The following is a 15,486-nucleotide window of genomic DNA, read 5'->3' as shown; positions in this document are numbered from 1 at the left end:
GGTGGCTTGGCTGGAAACAGTCAAGTTCACCTAATGTGGTTGAAAACTAAAACGAAGAAAAACAACGAACAGCTAACATGGGTTTGGCAAAAGTGGGGCTTTAGTGCTAGGCTGAACATTTGTGCTTTCTATTAGCTTTTGTACTAAATTTGAACTTTAGTACTTTTTAATCCCCACCTTCGCCAAGCCCAAAAACGTTACCAGCAAGCGTAAAGACAACCCCACGACCAGACAGACAGACCAAAACCGACAGACTTTTGCTTCTTGACACACCCGACCTTGCCGACACTCAAGCCGACCTAAATGTTTTTAAAATTTTTCCCACCGCACTTTTTTTAATTCAATTTTATGCCTGCCCGCATTGGCACATTGGCTTTTGCCCCGACACTCAAAGCCAACCCTTCGGCAAAAGCCAAAGAGCCAATTTTCCCTCCCACTTGTTAGATTTATAGAAATAAGTTGTAGATTTGCGGAGTAATGAAATTTTTAACACTCATATTAGCGACAACAATTTTATTCTTGACTGTAAAGCCAAGTATTGACGCTTTTTCATTGCAAACGGATACTGAACAAAGCTGTTGCGGAGGACAATGCAAACCTATTGCAGACAAAGAAAAATCATCAGACCAACAAAAACAAAAGGACGACTGTTCAGGAAAATCTTGTAATCCTTTTCAAGTTTGCGGTTCTTGTGTATTGCACTGCTTGACAAATCCATTCGTTGACTTATTAAAACCTGAAATCTCTACAAAACAAAATTTTACTTACCAGTCAGCTTTTACTTCTCAATTCGCACCTGACTTTTGGCAACCGCCTAAAATTGCTTAACACTATTTGACTTTTGCCCCGACAACATCGGAGTATCATTTCTTTATTGTTAACAATTTAAAAATCAGAAAAATGAAATTTATAAAATCATTTGTTTTGGCTTTCATCGTTTTGACAGCCACAACAAGCATTGCGTTTGCTCAAAGCACAACGCAAAAAACCGACAGCACAAAAACTGTTACTATCAAAGTAAAAGGTATCTCCTGTTCAATGGACTTGAAAATGATTTCTGCCAATGTGGAAAAATTAAAAGGCGTTAGCAGTTGCAAAGCAGGTAAAATGGGAACAACATCCTCGTTTGAAGTGAAATTTAATCCTGCATTGGTTACTGAAAAGGAAATCAATACAGCTATTGAAAATACAGGTAGTTGCGAAAACCCAGACGAAAGACCATACAAAATAAAACAGTAAACAACAGATAAGGGAAGGTTTGTTCTGCGAACAAACCTTCCCTTATTGTAAAACATTCAAACAATGAAAAAATATATCTTCATTGTTGGTTTACTGTTTCCGTATGGACTGTTTGCACAAACCATTTTAGGAAAAGTAACCAACGACAAAAAAGAACCATTGACAGGTGCAAGTGTGCATTGGCTTGGCACAACAATAGGAATATCCACTGGCAACAAAGGAGAATTTGAAATTACCACCAAAGACATTAGCAATAAAAAACTGATTGCAAGTTTTGTAGGTCATACATCAGACACCATTGAAATTACCAATCAAACATTTGTTGAATTCAAATTAGCGGAAACAAAAACGCTTGGAGAAGTTGTTGTAACAGGACAACGAGACGGTGTAATTATTTCTAACATCACTCCAATCAAAACAGAAATTATTACTCAAACAGAATTGCGAAAAGCCGCTTGTTGTGATTTAGCGGGTTGCTTTGAAACTCAAACCACCGTTCAACCTCAAACGACTAATGTAATTACAAACTCAAAAGAACTTCGCATTTTAGGTTTATCGGGAGTTTACAATCAGGTTTTAATAGACGGTTTCCCAATTATACAAGGATTATCCTATACTTATGGAATTAGCAGTATCCCTGGAACATTGGTTGACAACATCTATGTTTCAAAAGGTGCTAATAGTGTATTGCAAGGATATGAAAGTATTAGTGGACAAATAAATGTTGAAACGAAAGAACCTGATAAAACAGACAAGTTATTGCTGAATGTTTATATGAATAATTTTTTTGAAAAGCATCTTAACGCCAACTATGCATTCAAACAAGGGAAATGGAGCAATTTGACAGCGTTTCATACTGTGCAACCAGCAAATAAAATTGACCGAGACAATGATAATTTTCTTGACTTACCGCAACTAACCCGTTATATGATTTCAAACAAGTGGAAATACGGAAACGATAAAGATTGGGGTTGGAGCAGTAGAATAGGTTTGCGTTTTTTAAATGAGCAAAGAATTGGGGGACAAACATTTTATAATTCGGATAGCGACAAAGGAAGCACAAGTATTTACGGACAAACCGTGAATATTAATCAACCCGAAGTTTGGACTAAAACAGCTTATCGCCTCAATGACAACCATAAAATAATTTTCTTTGCTTCTTCATTTCATCAAGACCAAAAATCATTTTTCGGAACAGTAAAATATAATGCACAGCAGACAAATTTTTATGGCAATTTGCAATACGAATTGAATTATTCGCAAAAGCATTCATTAAAAACAGGCATTAGTTTCCGTTACTTAAACCTGAATGAAGACATTGCTTTTACCGACACAACTTTACACAGAACTTATGCAGGAAATTACAAAAAAATAGAAATCATTCCGGGCGTATTTGCTGAAAATTCAATGAGCTTTTTTAAAGACAAATTAACTTGGATTGCCGGTATTCGTGGCGACCAACATAATCAATTTGGGTTCACTGTTACACCGAGAACGTTATTAAAATATGATATTACACCAAAAACAGTTTTCCGTGCAAGCATTGGGACAGGTTGGCGAACAGTAAATTTATTCAGTGAAAATATTGGTTTGTTGGTTAGTTCAAGGGACATCGTTTTCGCAGAACAGTTAAGACCTGAAAGAGCAACAAATTTCGGGATTAACTTTACTCAAAAATTTGAAACTAAAAACCTTTCAGGTTATTTCAGTGCTGACTATTACAGGACAGATTTTCAAAATCAAATTTTCCCCGACTACGACAGCGACCCAACGAAAGCAATAATTAAAAATTTTAATGGGACAAGTGTAAGCAATGGTTTTCAGGCAGAACTTTATTTAAAAATCTGGAAACGATTTGAATTAAAAACTGGCTACAACTTTTTAGATGTTTACCGAGAAATAAACGGGGCAAAACAACTATTACCTTTTAATCCTGCACACAAATTTTTGACAACATTCAGTTACAAACCCCTGACAAATAAATTTCATTTTGATATAAATATTCACTGGTATGGTGAGCAGCGTTTGCCAGACACGAAATCAAATCCAACAGAGTTTCAACGACCTGACTTTTCTAAACCTTACACTTTAGTAAATGCACAATTTACATACAGCTTTAAAAAGTTTGAAGTATATGCAGGTTGCGAAAATGTTTTTGATTTCAGACAGAAACAACCAATTATCAGTTGGCAAAACCCATTCAGCCCATACTTTGACACTTCTTCTGTTTGGGGTCCGACACGGGGTAGAGAAATATATGTTGGTATTCGTTTCAAATTAACAAATGAATAAGCCAACACTAAAAGCAAGCACATTTGCAAACCGCTACAAGCAAACGCACAGACCAAAGTTTGCAAAAGAGCTTGCTTTTTACTACCCAAGAAAAATTGAATTAAAAAAAATTCCTTCCCTTCTAAAAATTTTAAAAACGCAACTCACAACCGACACTCAAACATACCGCCAGTTGACAGCAAAACACACGACAGACAAGGACTTCACGACCTCGACAGACAGAACGCCAGCTGGTAACAGCGGTTTGGCAAAAGTGGCGGTTCAGTGCTTCGTATGACAGTTTTTCGTAAATTTGAAGTGTGTGCTTCGTATGAACATTTGTGGTGAAATCGCCACCTTCGCCAAGCCGCAAAACGTTATAAGCAAGCCTAAAAGACGACAGTGCAACCATCAAACGGACGCTAAAACAGCCAAACTTTCGACTTCCAATATGCCTTTCGGACGACAAACATTCGGTTGACAATTTCGCTATAACTCAACATCAATCCAAGCAAAAGATGACCATAAGAAACAAATTATAGTATTTTAACAAATAATAGTGGACAAACATATCCACTATTAGAATAATTGCTTATCTTTGCCTCATAAAATGACAACAGATGTTTTCAAAAGCTTGTGAATATGGAATTAGGGCATCAATTTACATTGCTCAACAATCACTACTAGACAGAAAAGTGAGTTTGAAAGAAATTTCTGAGGCAATTGAATCGCCAACTGCTTACACTTCAAAGATTTTGCAAAAACTATCTCGGAATATTATCATTAATGCTGATAAGGGTCCAACAGGTGGTTTTTCTATGGATAGCGTGAAATTAGAAAAAGTTAACCTAAGCTCTATTGTATTCGCAATTGACGGAGAAAACATTTATAACAGTTGTGGATTAGGATTGAAAAAATGCAATGAAAAAAAGCCTTGTCCTGTACACAATCAATTTAAAGTGATACGTGAGGAATTAAAAAAAATGAGTGATACAACTACTATTAAATCATTAGCAATCGACTTTGAAAATGGATTAACTTTTTTGAAACGATAACGGAAATGAATACAAGAAAAAACATAGATATGAAATCAAATAATAATCCGAAAATGATACGTCTTGAATTAGGAAATACATTCAAGGTATTGCAAGTTAATGGAAGTGCTGGGATGAATATGCCTGAGCATATTAGCACAAAAGAAGCCGTAATCATTGTTCAAAAAGGTACAGCAATACTAAAAATGAAAGGAATTGAACATGTATTAAAGCTAAACGCATCTTTAATTATACCAGCCGGAGAAAAACATATGTTACAAATAACTAAAGATTTTCAGGCGGTTGTAATCATGGAAAATGATTCGGAAATTAAATTTATAAACAATTAAAAAATAATAAAATGAAAGAAAATCAAATTATTGGAGAGTTGGTAGCAAGGGACTACCGCACCGCATCAGTATTTAAAAAATACAGTATCGACTTTTGTTGTCAAGGCAACAGAACTATTCAAGAGGCATGTGAGAAGAAAAATATTGATACAAAGAAAGTATTAGAAGATTTAGTTGCTATTATGGAGGCAAAAAGTGAGTCCACGACCGATTATCAATCGTGGCCGCTTGATTTATTAGCAGATTATATTGAAAAGAAACACCACAGATACGTTCAAGAGAAAACATTAGAAATACAGCCTTATTTAGATAAAATATGTAAAGTTCACGGAGAACGCCATCCCGAACTACTTAAAATAAAAGAAGAATTTAATGCTAGTGCATGTGAGCTTGCAGCTCACATGAAAAAGGAAGAGCTGATTTTGTTCCCCTTTATACGGAAAATGACAAAAGCAAAACTGGAAAATACTAAAGTAGATGCCGCACATTTCGGGACAGTTAAAAACCCTATACAGATGATGATGAATGAACATACTGTAGAGGGGCATCGTTTCATGAAGATTGAAGAATTAACCAATAACTATACGCCACCTCAAGATGCCTGCAACACCTATCGTGTTTCGTTCGCTTTACTTAAAGAATTTGAGCAAGATTTACACCTACATATCCATTTGGAAAATAATATTCTATTTCCAAAAGCCATTGAAATAGAAAAAGAATTAATACAAAACCTGTATGCATAATTACGAAACAGTAAGCGAAGCAATAAATGACCTAATTAAACGAGGCTATACGCATGACTTCAATATTCATTTAGAGGAAGAATGTTTAGTTTGCAATAATACCATGACTCAACTTTCTCCTGATGATTTTGAAATTGATGAAACCTATAGATTTGAAGGGAATACTGACCCAGGAGATGAAATGATTCTATTCGCAATTTCCTCCAAAAAGCATAAAATAAAAGGCACTTTATTAAATGCGTATGGTTTGTATTCAGACTCTGTCACTACCAAAATTGTCGAAAAATTAGAAAATCATATCACAACTATGAAACCATTAAAAAGAGCAGAATATCTTAAAGCATTGAGCAGAGAACACCATCACGGTTTATTACTCTGCTGGAAAATTAAAACTGGTTTTTCAAAAGGGGTTTCAATTACAAGAATGAAATTATACCTTGATTGGTTTTTTAAAAATCATTTACAGCCACATTTTGAAATGGAAGAAAAATATATTTTCCCAATACTGGGTAATGAAAATATTCTTATCAAACAAGCTATCGAAGAACACAAATTAATTACAGGTTTATTTTGCAATACTTCTCAAATTGAAATTTCTATAAAGCAAATACAAGTTGATTTAGAAAAACACATTCGATTTGAAGAAAGAGTTTTGTTTGATAAAATTCAAAATGCTGCTTCGCCAGAGAATATGGAAGTATTCAAAAAACTTCATTCAAGTGAAAAATTTATTGAGAACACAACAGATGTATTTTGGGAATAATCATGAAAAAGATGATAATTGTTATTGGAGGCGGATTTGCGGGTATTCAGTTTATAAAAAAAATTGACGACACACTTTTTGATGTTTTACTTATTGATAAAATCAACCATCACCAATTCCAACCGCTATTTTATCAGGTAGCCACTTCGCAATTAGAACCAGCCAGCATTTCATTTCCACTTCGCAACGTATTTAAATCTAAGAAAAACCTTCAAATCCGTTTGGCAGAAGTTCACTCCATTGATTCGGTTAATAATAAAATAGAAACTACTATAGGAGAATTTTTCTATGATTACCTTGTAATAGCTATTGGCTGCACAACAAATTTCTTTGGAAATGATGAAATAAGAAGCCATGCTTTTACATTAAAAACCACTTATGATGCAATAAATATTCGAAATCATATACTCCAAACATTTGAGGATATTATTTCAGCCGAAGCAAGCGATAGAGAAGGTTTGTTAAATTTAACAATTGTGGGTGCTGGACCTACAGGTGTTGAGTTGGCGGGAGCATTTGCCGAAATAAAAAACAATATTCTGCCAAAAGATTATCCTGATATCGATTTCACTCACTTCAAAATTAGTCTAATTGAAGGAAGCAAAGATACATTGAATAGTATGAGTATTTCAGCCAAAAGAACTTCAAAAAAATACCTTCAAAAAATGGGGGTAAATATTATAACCGAGACTTTTGTAAAAAGATATGATGGAAATCTTCTTGAGCTTAGCAATGGAAATATAATAAAATCAAAAACGGTTATTTGGGCAGCAGGTGTTATAGGTAACACAATTAAAGGGCTACCAGAAAATGTTCAAGCAGTTGCCAATAGAATAGAAGTGAATCGAACTAACTTGGTTGAAGGGACAAAAAATATATTTGCAATCGGTGACATTGCATTAATGAAAACACCAAAGTATCCTAAAGGTCATCCACAAGTAGCAAATGTAGCAATCAACCAAGCTAAAAATTTAGCGTTTAATTTAAATAAAGCTAAGACTAATGAATTTGAATATAAAGACTTGGGATCAATGGCAACAATAGGACGGAACAAGGCAGTGGTTGACCTTCCACATTTTAAGTTTAAGGGCTATTTTGCTTGGTTAGTTTGGATGTTTCTCCATCTAATGCTGATACTCAGTGTTAGAAATAAACTTATTATATTTATTAACTGGGTATGGGCTTATTTAACTAAAGACACATCATTAAGACTAATCTTGAAACAAACAAAAATTAAAATGGATTGACGAATTAGACACATTAACCCATGATAGTCAATAGGCCTGCTTATAACACGGGTTTGGCAAAAGTGGCGGTTCAGTTCTCCGCAGACACATTTGTGGTTAATCAAAGTTTGGTTCTCCGCATCAACATTTTTGGTGTAAATCGCCACCTTCGCCAAGCCCGAAAACGTTATAGGGCATTTTAAGACGACACACCAACAATGACAGAAACGACAAAATACATAGGTGGAGAATATAAAGTATTGCAACAATTTGGTGGTGCAATGGGACACGTATTTCTTGTTGAGAAACAAGGCATCGGATTTCCTTTTGTTTTAAAAAGCTACCAAGACATTAAACCACATCTTGAAGAACTATTCTTTACCGAAGCGAAAAACTGGACTTCTTTTGGTGTGCATCAAAATATCGTCAAGACACTTTTTGCGGAAAAATTTGACGGAAAAATATTCGTTGCAGCAGAATTTGTTGAAGGCAATGAAAACGGAGAAAACAGACTAACAAATTACATTGGAAAAAATTTACCACTTCATTTAATTATTAAGTGGGCTGTGCAATTTTCCTATGGAATGAACCATTGTCTTGGAAAGGGAATGATAGCCCATTCGGACATCAAACCCGACAATATTCTTATTGATAAGGATTTAAATCTAAAGATAACTGACTTTGGACTTTCAAAATCTTACTTGAATGATGAGAAAGTCGGTGGTGGAACTCCTATGTATTACTCACCAGAACAAATTTTTCGCCCCGACAGCATTGACCACAGAAGCGACATTTATAGTTTCGGAATTGTATTGTATCAGCTAATCACAAAAGGTGCTTATCCTTATGTAATGTCAAGTCCTGACATAAGACAAGTTCATTTAAGCGAGCCCGTTAAGAAAATAAATCATCCACTTTTTGAAATTTGTAAAAAGTGTCTTGAAAAAGACCTTTCTAAACGATACCAGCAATTTCAGGAACTATTCAAGGACTTGGATAAAGTTGCGAAAAGCGAAGGCATTGAAATACCAAAGCAAATTATTTCGAGAGATGATAAGTTAGAAGAATTATACATTCTCTCTCGTTCTTTGTCTGCAATTGGGGAAAACAAAGAAGCACTTAGAGCAATTGACCAATATTTAAATCATCAGCCTGACCATTATTCGGCTTGGTCTCAAAAGGGACGATTAGAATATGAGTTAGGTAATCTTCAAGACGCTTTAGAAGCAACTAAGAAAGCTGTTTACTTGTATCAGTATAGTTCGACAGCATTAAACAATTTAGGTGCAATTTACTTGGAACTTGACAATAATGCAGATGCTAAAACTTGTTTGCTTCGAGCAGTTGAAATCGACCCTGAAAACAGCGGAGCATTAATGAACCTTGCTAATGCATTAGTAGAAACAGGAGATGTTAGCGAAGCATCACAATGCCTTCTAAAATGTTTTGAGTTAACTCCACAGAAAAAAAGTTTACATATAAATTCTAAGAACCTACTTCCTTTTTTTGTGCAAAATCAACTTTTTGAATTTTCTGCTGACATATACAAACAGCTTATCACTTATTCGACACTAACAGCTAATGAACATTTCAATTATGCAATGTGTAACTTTCAAATTCATAGGTTTGATGAAGCGATAAAAAGTTTTGAGATTGTTTTAAATTCCAATTCAAAAGATGCGATGGCTTTGGTAAGTATTTCCAAATCACATTTTTTCATTGGCAACGTGGACAAGGCGATATTCTATTCTGACAAATTAATTTCGGAAGAAATCAATCCTGCACAAGGAATGTCTATGAAAGCACAGTATTTACATCAATCAGGAAAATTTACCGAAGCAGAGAAATATCTTTTGGACATTCTAACCAAATTTCCAATGACAGATTATTTGTGGCTAACTCTTGGCGACATTTATTCAAAAGAAAAACTTTTCAATAAAGCTTTAAACTGCTACCAGAAAACAAGACAAATTAAAAAACAAAAAGGAGCATCTGACAGCGACAAAGACCTAATATTTATAGAACAGAAAATCAATGACACAAAGAAAAACGCCCTATAACATCGGTTTGGCAATATGGCGGCTGAAGTGCTTCTATGAAACATTTGTGCAAGGTTCAACAGCAGTAATTCTATTGAACTTTTGTGCTAAAAATCCGCCACATCGCCAAGCCGAAAACCGTTATGCGCCATCTCATATAACAAATTACTAGTAAAGATTTATAAAAACAGAACGAACCATTAATGAAATTATTACTATCTTTTGTTACACTGATTCTGATCAACCTCTCATGCTCAAAAAATGAACTTCCATATGATGAAATTCATCTTTCGGCAATAACTGACTCTTCATATATTGAGATTATTATTGAACGTGACAGCATTATTTATTACGAAATCGAGCGAAGAGATTGCGATGGTTGGGGAAATTGTGAATTTGGTCCTAGATTTAGTTGTCATAGTATTAGGGATAGTACCCAATTGATTTCCTATTTAAAGACAGTTAAAATTGTATTATCTGATACTTTTATACATCCAAGAATACAGGTTACGCATGGTTCAACCAATAGTCTTGTAATACTTTGTAAAGACAGTATACTGAAAAAATTTAGCTATTATGATATAAAAGATGAGAGTGAAATACTACGTAGTTTAGGCCATTTAATTTGTAAGGCAATTGAAACAGGAGATAAACAGGATATATCTTATAGTTCCAGACTTTTTGACTTATCCCCAATAAAATATGTTGACTCAATTAGAATTTCAAATACCCAATTACATCATCCTCCTAAAGATAGTCTCAAGCAACAACAATATTATATTAAAAATGAAAAAATTAAAACCATCAAAAATAAGGATACGATAGCAAATATCCTTACTAGAATTCCTCTACTTAGTATTATCCAATCTCCAATTCTCGAAGAAATAGACAAAACAAATTTTAATCCACAATATGTACTAGCTCTATTTAGAAATAATTTAATAAAGTATACCTTATACGCAGATGAAAAAATATTAAGTTATAATCATATTCAATGGTTAAAAGTTGACAGTACATTCATAAACTACATAAAATGACGTCGCATAACATGGCATAGACTCTACACCGCCAAGAATCGAAAATCATTCTCTTTTAATTTTTCCCGGTAATTAAAAATTAATTTCTTACTTTTGGCTGCTAAGGTTTGGCGGTGCAGCGTCTATGCCAAATCCGTTAGGCACAATAGTTAAAGACCAATACGTCTAAAATGAAACAATTAATAGCAATTTTTATTTTTACGTTTTGCATAACAACCGCAAAAGCTGATTATGGTTATCTACACCTATGTGAAATGCTGAAAAAAGCAGATTATGGCGCAATTGGAACCATTATCAAAATTGACAGAAACTACTTTTATTTAAAAGTTGACAAGTATTTATTAAACGAACTTAACAGAGACACCTTACCTATTGTGAAATATGAAAATTGGTCTTGCGGGAGGAGATATGCAGAGTACAAAGTTGGACAAAAAGAAATAGTGTTTTTCAGGAAAAGTAACTACGTCATCAACGACCATGAACTCTTGGGTTATGGAGGTGGCAATGAATATGAACTATTAATTGTAGGAGATTCGATAGAATATCAAAGTAGTTATGGTTATGTAAAAAAATATGGTTTAAATATTTTTTTGAATGCCATATCTGACTATTACAAATTATTTAAAAATAAAAATGAGAATCGTGCCACACCTAGCGAAAGTGAAAAAGTATCATTTCTAAAAATATCTCCTCTACATAAGAAATTAATAGAGTGTGAAATAAATTCACAGGAAAAGGAATATAGGACTCCACAAAAAAATAAAAATAACAAACTCGGGTTGACACCGGCCATACATTTCCCGCATCAAAAGAGAGATACAATTCAATATAGATATTTAAGAGATGCCGCTCCCTCTGTTGCCGTTTATTTGAACAACAAGCTCATTGAAGAATACTCGGAATACAGATTGTTAAGTTATGAGTATCAAATAATTTCAAATTTCAAAACAGAAACTTTTAAAGTGAAATCCGAATATGGAACACGAGATTTCCAAGATAGATTAAGGGCATTAAAGCACGGAGATAGAATAACAGTTAGCAATATTTACGCCCTTTCACCTGACAAGAAACTTATACAACTGAAAGCCACAAGTGTAATAATTAGCGTTGACTAACTACTGTGCCTAACAGCGCGCAGAACTCAAGCCTGGCTGCAGTAGCGATTCGATCGTTTGGATTTCTATGAAACATTTGTACTTTTACCAAGCTAATGACTTCGAAGTCCAGGCCTGCGTCTGCGCGCGGAACGTTAGCGGTCATGCTATGACGACACCAACAATGACAAATGAGTTGATACCAATAATGAAAAAAAATAAAAGACTGAAGCTGACAACTGTTCAGACTTTGACTCATTATGGAGTTGTCCTACTGTTATTATTTATCGTTTGCTTGACAGGATGGAGTTTAATAGAAATTTATATAACAAACACTTATACAGGTGTTCGGACTGCAGACGAATTAATCAAAAGCTCATTGCCGTTTTTATTGCTTGCTATATTGTTTGCATTTATTCAGCAGAGACGACTAAGGTTCAAAGAAGTTAATGTGACTTTTACAGACGAACAATTTCAAGAAACTATTGAGCGAACTATTAAAGAATTAGAGTGGCGTATTGACCGTAACAACAAGACTTTTTTTAGGGCATACAGACCTTGGAATTGGTCGAATAGTTGGGGAGAGATGGTAACAATCATAAAGGACAAAGACCGACTTTTAGTAAACAGCATTTGCGACCCCAACAACATGAGTTCTGTTGTTTCGTATGGCTGGAATAGAAAAAACATTAAGACATTCCTTAAAAACTTGGCTGACGTTTTAGACAACAAATCGGCAGAAATAAAAATTGAGAAAGTGACAAACGAGTGGAGTATAAAGAGAATTATAATCCGACTTTTGGCTTATCCCTTTTGTATTTTCCTGATTGTATTTGGTGTTTATATGATTATACAACCGTTGACAATTCGGTCAATCATTGCAGGACTTAGCGCAATGACGATAGCAATCATATATCTATATTCGGACATTAAAATATTGACTACAAAAAATGCCAATGACAGAAGCACGAACCGCTAACATGGGGTTTGCGATAGCGGGGGTTCCGTGCTTCGCAGACACATTTGTGCAAGGTGGAAGTTCAGTTCTCCGAATGAAGTTTAGTGCTAATTCACCCCGCCATCGCAAACCCCCGAAACGTTAATGACAATTACAAAATGAAGATACTACAGGCTTTTTGTTTCATACTTATGATTAGTTGCAAAACTAAATCAATTGAAAAAGATTTGTGTATAGAAACTTCATACGTTCAAGATTCACTCTCAGAAACAAAGGTGCCTTTAATAATTGATAGTAGTGAATGGAAAGCATTATCTAAAGGCATGATTTTATCAATTGACAGTTTAAATTTATTCCAAATATTATTAAAGCGATATAATTTTGATACAATATGTTATAGTCTTGACACTAATTCTTTACGATATAGGTTCAAAAAACGCGATTATTTAAATGAATATATTAACGATTCAATATCAATTTGCTTCATTGATGAAGAAAGGCGCAAGAAACAGTATCAATTAAATAGCAATAAGTTCGTGGCATACATGAATGATAATGGTTTTGAAACAAAAGGAACTCTATTTATTCTATTAGAAAAGATCGACTCAACGCACTACCAGTATTTCACTACTATTAATAAATACTTATTAGCAAGTATTGGTTATTCGTTCATTGATACCATATTCTATTATAACAATAATAACTTTATAGTAGGTAAATCAATTGGTGGAGATGCCGGAGATGAATGGGGTGTTTTTTGGATTGGAGTTTGGAATAATTTTGGCAATTTAGACCTAAAATATCAAAAGAAATGGGAAAACAATATGCTAGATACAATTACAAACGAATATTTTTGTAATATTAATAGCTCCAAAGGTAATATTGTATTATACCAAAAAAATAAATTAAAACAATCTGAGTTTATAAAGTTAAATGAAATAGTAAATTTCAAAAGTAACTATCATTAACATGAGATTAATGCAAGCAGAGCAATTCATTTTTCATTCCAGAAAATGTTGTAAATTTGGCTTAAGGTTTTTGCCGTTGGCAGTTATCGAAAATGCTCTGCCTGCATTAATCTCAAATACGTTAAGCACAATGCAAATAGACGCCTTAATCAATAAATTATAGCAATAAATACATGAAAAATTCGTAAATTTGCTATGTGAAAAAGGCAAAAAAAATTGGACTCGATTTTGAAGTAGATAAGCTTACAAACTCGATTGAAAATGTAATTACTGGAGACAGCTTTGCTACTGAAGTTTCCATATTAACTAAAAGCGAGCTTAAACTAGTGTCTAAGAAAAATGGTTGGCTATTCAATTGGACAGAGGAATACAAACAACCTGAAAGAGAGGTATACAAATTGACCATTGTTGGAAACTCAACTATTATACAAGGGCTTATTTGTCTTGAGATAAAACAAGATCACGTTTACATGCATATTGTTGAAAACGCACCATTCAACAAAGGAAAAAATAAGATGTATTCAGGAGTTGCGGGCAATTTGGTAGCATTTGCTTGTAAAATTTCATTTCAAAGAGGGTTTGAAGGAAATGTTTCTTTCTTATCAAAATCTCAACTTATTGAACATTACGAAAAAACTCTTGGTGCTTTTCATTTTGGTGGCAGAGTTATGATTATTGCGAATAGAGCCGCACTAAAACTAATTGATAAATATTTTAAGTAAATAGAATATGACTAAGAAGAAACAAATTTTGGAAGTAGATATTATTGGAGGACAAGGAACGTTGACAGTTGCTGAAGAAAAAGCACTCCACGATTATTTCCAAAGAACAAAATCGAATTCATCTGCAAAACCAAAAGTTAAAACCAAAGCAGAAAGTAAAAGAAAATATTCAACTGTTTAAAACGCACTGTGCTTAACATGACATTAATGCAAGCAGAGCAATTCATTTTTCATTCCAGAAAATGTTGTAAATTTGGCTTAAGGTTTTTGCCGTTGGCAGTTATCGAAAATGCTCTGCCTGCATTAATCTCAAATACGTTATGTGTAACCTTAAGACAACAACCAAACAACAAACAAAATGACGAAATTAATTCTGACAATATTATCTATATGTTCAATCGGACTGGCAATTGGTCAAACATCTGACAGCAACAAAGTTAAGAATGATTCATTCAGTAATTATGACGGGCTTAGGGACAAGCAATATAAAGCGGAAGTTGAAGTATTAACTTATGTGGACTCGACTTTCAATTTTCAAGTGATAGTTCCAAACTGGTTGCACTTATTTGAAAGCGGGATCTATGCTTGGGGTGGGACTTTGCCATCGGTTGAGGGCATTGAAAATGCGATAGTTATTAAATCATTTGACAAGAAAGTCTACAAATCTCTCAAGGACTTTAAGAAATTTATAGTGGAAGATTTTGTGTTTGGACAATCAGCAAAATGGAATAATTCACACAAATTTATGGGAAAGAAAGACCTTGGGAAATACAAAAATATTGGTGATGCTTATAAAGTATATTGGATCAGCGGTAAACTTATGTATCACTGCATGTACATTTTACTTGAAACTAAGACTGCATATTTGTGGATAGACTTTACTTCGACACAAGAAACCTTTGACAAGAATATTGACAAGTTTGAAGAGTTTATGAATGGTTTTAAAGCGACAAATTTCAAACGTTGAGAAAAAAGGCTACACATAACAGCACATTTGCAATAGGCGGGGCTTTGTGCTCCGCAGACAGTTTTATAGTTGCAG

At 34.0% G+C, this 15,486-nt stretch carries 17 protein-coding genes and 1 pseudogene; all 18 read left to right on the top strand.

From position 1 onward, the window contains the following. Window positions 1–477: 477 nt before the first annotated feature. The 18 genes and pseudogenes from IPK88_09475 (at window position 478) to IPK88_09390 (ending at window position 15,411) form a co-directional block, all read left to right on the top strand. Window positions 478–828, top strand: coding sequence for a hypothetical protein (locus IPK88_09475; protein ID MBK8243644.1), 351 nt, complete (start codon window positions 478–480; stop codon window positions 826–828). A 72-nt stretch (window positions 829–900) separates the two neighbouring features. Continuing rightward, complete coding sequence (locus IPK88_09470; protein ID MBK8243643.1) at window positions 901–1,239, top strand: hypothetical protein; 339 nt, start codon at window positions 901–903, stop codon at window positions 1,237–1,239. A gap of 63 nt (window positions 1,240–1,302) precedes the next feature. After that, the gene (locus IPK88_09465; GenBank protein ID MBK8243642.1) at window positions 1,303–3,531 is read left to right on the top strand and encodes a TonB-dependent receptor; all 2,229 of its coding nucleotides are present in this window, start codon (window positions 1,303–1,305) and stop codon (window positions 3,529–3,531) included. Further along, on the top strand, window positions 3,524–3,808 hold the full coding sequence (locus IPK88_09460; GenBank protein MBK8243641.1) for a hypothetical protein: 285 nt from the start codon (window positions 3,524–3,526) through the stop codon (window positions 3,806–3,808). Before IPK88_09465 ends, IPK88_09460 begins: the two co-directional genes overlap by 8 nt. Before the next feature lie 322 nt (window positions 3,809–4,130). Then, window positions 4,131–4,565 carry an Rrf2 family transcriptional regulator gene (locus IPK88_09455; protein MBK8243640.1) on the top strand — a complete coding sequence of 145 codons (435 nt, stop codon included), beginning with the start codon at window positions 4,131–4,133 and terminating at the stop codon, window positions 4,563–4,565. Between the two features lie 5 nt (window positions 4,566–4,570). Beyond that, a complete protein-coding gene (locus IPK88_09450; GenBank protein MBK8243639.1) occupies window positions 4,571–4,894 on the top strand; it encodes a cupin in 324 nt (107 codons plus the stop codon). A gap of 11 nt (window positions 4,895–4,905) precedes the next feature. After that, on the top strand, window positions 4,906–5,637 hold the full coding sequence (gene ric, locus IPK88_09445) for an iron-sulfur cluster repair di-iron protein (protein ID MBK8243638.1): 732 nt from the start codon (window positions 4,906–4,908) through the stop codon (window positions 5,635–5,637). After that, window positions 5,630–5,929 (top strand): annotated as a pseudogene (locus tag IPK88_09440) (phosphoribosylpyrophosphate synthetase). The gene ric and the pseudogene IPK88_09440 overlap by 8 nt, the downstream one beginning before the upstream one ends. Before the next feature lie 15 nt (window positions 5,930–5,944). After that, a complete protein-coding gene (locus IPK88_09435; protein MBK8243637.1) occupies window positions 5,945–6,400 on the top strand; it encodes a hemerythrin domain-containing protein in 456 nt (151 codons plus the stop codon). A 2-nt stretch (window positions 6,401–6,402) separates the two neighbouring features. Beyond that, a complete protein-coding gene (locus tag IPK88_09430) occupies window positions 6,403–7,647 on the top strand; it encodes an NAD(P)/FAD-dependent oxidoreductase (protein ID MBK8243636.1) in 1,245 nt (414 codons plus the stop codon). A gap of 197 nt (window positions 7,648–7,844) precedes the next feature. After that, on the top strand, window positions 7,845–9,686 hold the full coding sequence (locus IPK88_09425; protein MBK8243635.1) for a tetratricopeptide repeat protein: 1,842 nt from the start codon (window positions 7,845–7,847) through the stop codon (window positions 9,684–9,686). 182 nt (window positions 9,687–9,868) lie between these two features. Beyond that, a complete protein-coding gene (locus IPK88_09420) occupies window positions 9,869–10,702 on the top strand; it encodes a hypothetical protein (protein ID MBK8243634.1) in 834 nt (277 codons plus the stop codon). 170 nt (window positions 10,703–10,872) lie between these two features. Further along, window positions 10,873–11,817 carry a hypothetical protein gene (locus IPK88_09415; GenBank protein ID MBK8243633.1) on the top strand — a complete coding sequence of 315 codons (945 nt, stop codon included), beginning with the start codon at window positions 10,873–10,875 and terminating at the stop codon, window positions 11,815–11,817. A gap of 187 nt (window positions 11,818–12,004) precedes the next feature. Beyond that, on the top strand, window positions 12,005–12,775 hold the full coding sequence (locus IPK88_09410) for a hypothetical protein (protein ID MBK8243632.1): 771 nt from the start codon (window positions 12,005–12,007) through the stop codon (window positions 12,773–12,775). A gap of 137 nt (window positions 12,776–12,912) precedes the next feature. Then, window positions 12,913–13,722, top strand: coding sequence for a hypothetical protein (locus tag IPK88_09405; protein ID MBK8243631.1), 810 nt, complete (start codon window positions 12,913–12,915; stop codon window positions 13,720–13,722). 197 nt (window positions 13,723–13,919) lie between these two features. Continuing rightward, entirely contained in the window at window positions 13,920–14,444 is a 525-nt protein-coding gene (locus IPK88_09400) for a hypothetical protein (protein ID MBK8243630.1), read from the top strand. A 7-nt stretch (window positions 14,445–14,451) separates the two neighbouring features. Beyond that, window positions 14,452–14,625: a hypothetical protein gene (locus IPK88_09395; GenBank protein MBK8243629.1), complete on the top strand. Its 174-nt coding sequence runs from the start codon at window positions 14,452–14,454 to the stop codon at window positions 14,623–14,625. A gap of 177 nt (window positions 14,626–14,802) precedes the next feature. Continuing rightward, window positions 14,803–15,411 carry a hypothetical protein gene (locus IPK88_09390; GenBank protein MBK8243628.1) on the top strand — a complete coding sequence of 203 codons (609 nt, stop codon included), beginning with the start codon at window positions 14,803–14,805 and terminating at the stop codon, window positions 15,409–15,411. Window positions 15,412–15,486: the final 75 nt, after the last annotated feature.

This window comes from Candidatus Defluviibacterium haderslevense (genome assembly GCA_016712225.1).
In the GTDB taxonomy this organism is placed as follows: domain Bacteria; phylum Bacteroidota; class Bacteroidia; order Chitinophagales; family Saprospiraceae; genus Vicinibacter; species Vicinibacter haderslevensis.
Note: the sequence above shows the minus strand (reverse complement) of the source record. Positions and strands in the feature narration are given on the sequence as shown.

Bases quoted from the DNA above. Each gene is read 5' to 3' on its own strand.
- IPK88_09475 (MBK8243644.1), top strand. From the start codon at position 478: ATGAAATTTTTAACACTCATATTAGCGACAACAATTTTATTCTTGACT.
- IPK88_09470 (MBK8243643.1), top strand. From the start codon at position 901: ATGAAATTTATAAAATCATTTGTTTTGGCTTTCATCGTTTTGACAGCC.
- IPK88_09465 (MBK8243642.1), top strand. From the start codon at position 1,303: ATGAAAAAATATATCTTCATTGTTGGTTTACTGTTTCCGTATGGACTG.
- IPK88_09460 (MBK8243641.1), top strand. From the start codon at position 3,524: ATGAATAAGCCAACACTAAAAGCAAGCACATTTGCAAACCGCTACAAG.
- IPK88_09455 (MBK8243640.1), top strand. From the start codon at position 4,131: ATGTTTTCAAAAGCTTGTGAATATGGAATTAGGGCATCAATTTACATT.
- IPK88_09450 (MBK8243639.1), top strand. From the start codon at position 4,571: ATGAATACAAGAAAAAACATAGATATGAAATCAAATAATAATCCGAAA.
- ric (MBK8243638.1), top strand. From the start codon at position 4,906: ATGAAAGAAAATCAAATTATTGGAGAGTTGGTAGCAAGGGACTACCGC.
- IPK88_09435 (MBK8243637.1), top strand. From the start codon at position 5,945: ATGAAACCATTAAAAAGAGCAGAATATCTTAAAGCATTGAGCAGAGAA.
- IPK88_09430 (MBK8243636.1), top strand. From the start codon at position 6,403: ATGAAAAAGATGATAATTGTTATTGGAGGCGGATTTGCGGGTATTCAG.
- IPK88_09425 (MBK8243635.1), top strand. From the start codon at position 7,845: ATGACAGAAACGACAAAATACATAGGTGGAGAATATAAAGTATTGCAA.
- IPK88_09420 (MBK8243634.1), top strand. From the start codon at position 9,869: ATGAAATTATTACTATCTTTTGTTACACTGATTCTGATCAACCTCTCA.
- IPK88_09415 (MBK8243633.1), top strand. From the start codon at position 10,873: ATGAAACAATTAATAGCAATTTTTATTTTTACGTTTTGCATAACAACC.
- IPK88_09410 (MBK8243632.1), top strand. From the start codon at position 12,005: ATGAAAAAAAATAAAAGACTGAAGCTGACAACTGTTCAGACTTTGACT.
- IPK88_09405 (MBK8243631.1), top strand. From the start codon at position 12,913: ATGAAGATACTACAGGCTTTTTGTTTCATACTTATGATTAGTTGCAAA.
- IPK88_09395 (MBK8243629.1), top strand. From the start codon at position 14,452: ATGACTAAGAAGAAACAAATTTTGGAAGTAGATATTATTGGAGGACAA.
- IPK88_09390 (MBK8243628.1), top strand. From the start codon at position 14,803: ATGACGAAATTAATTCTGACAATATTATCTATATGTTCAATCGGACTG.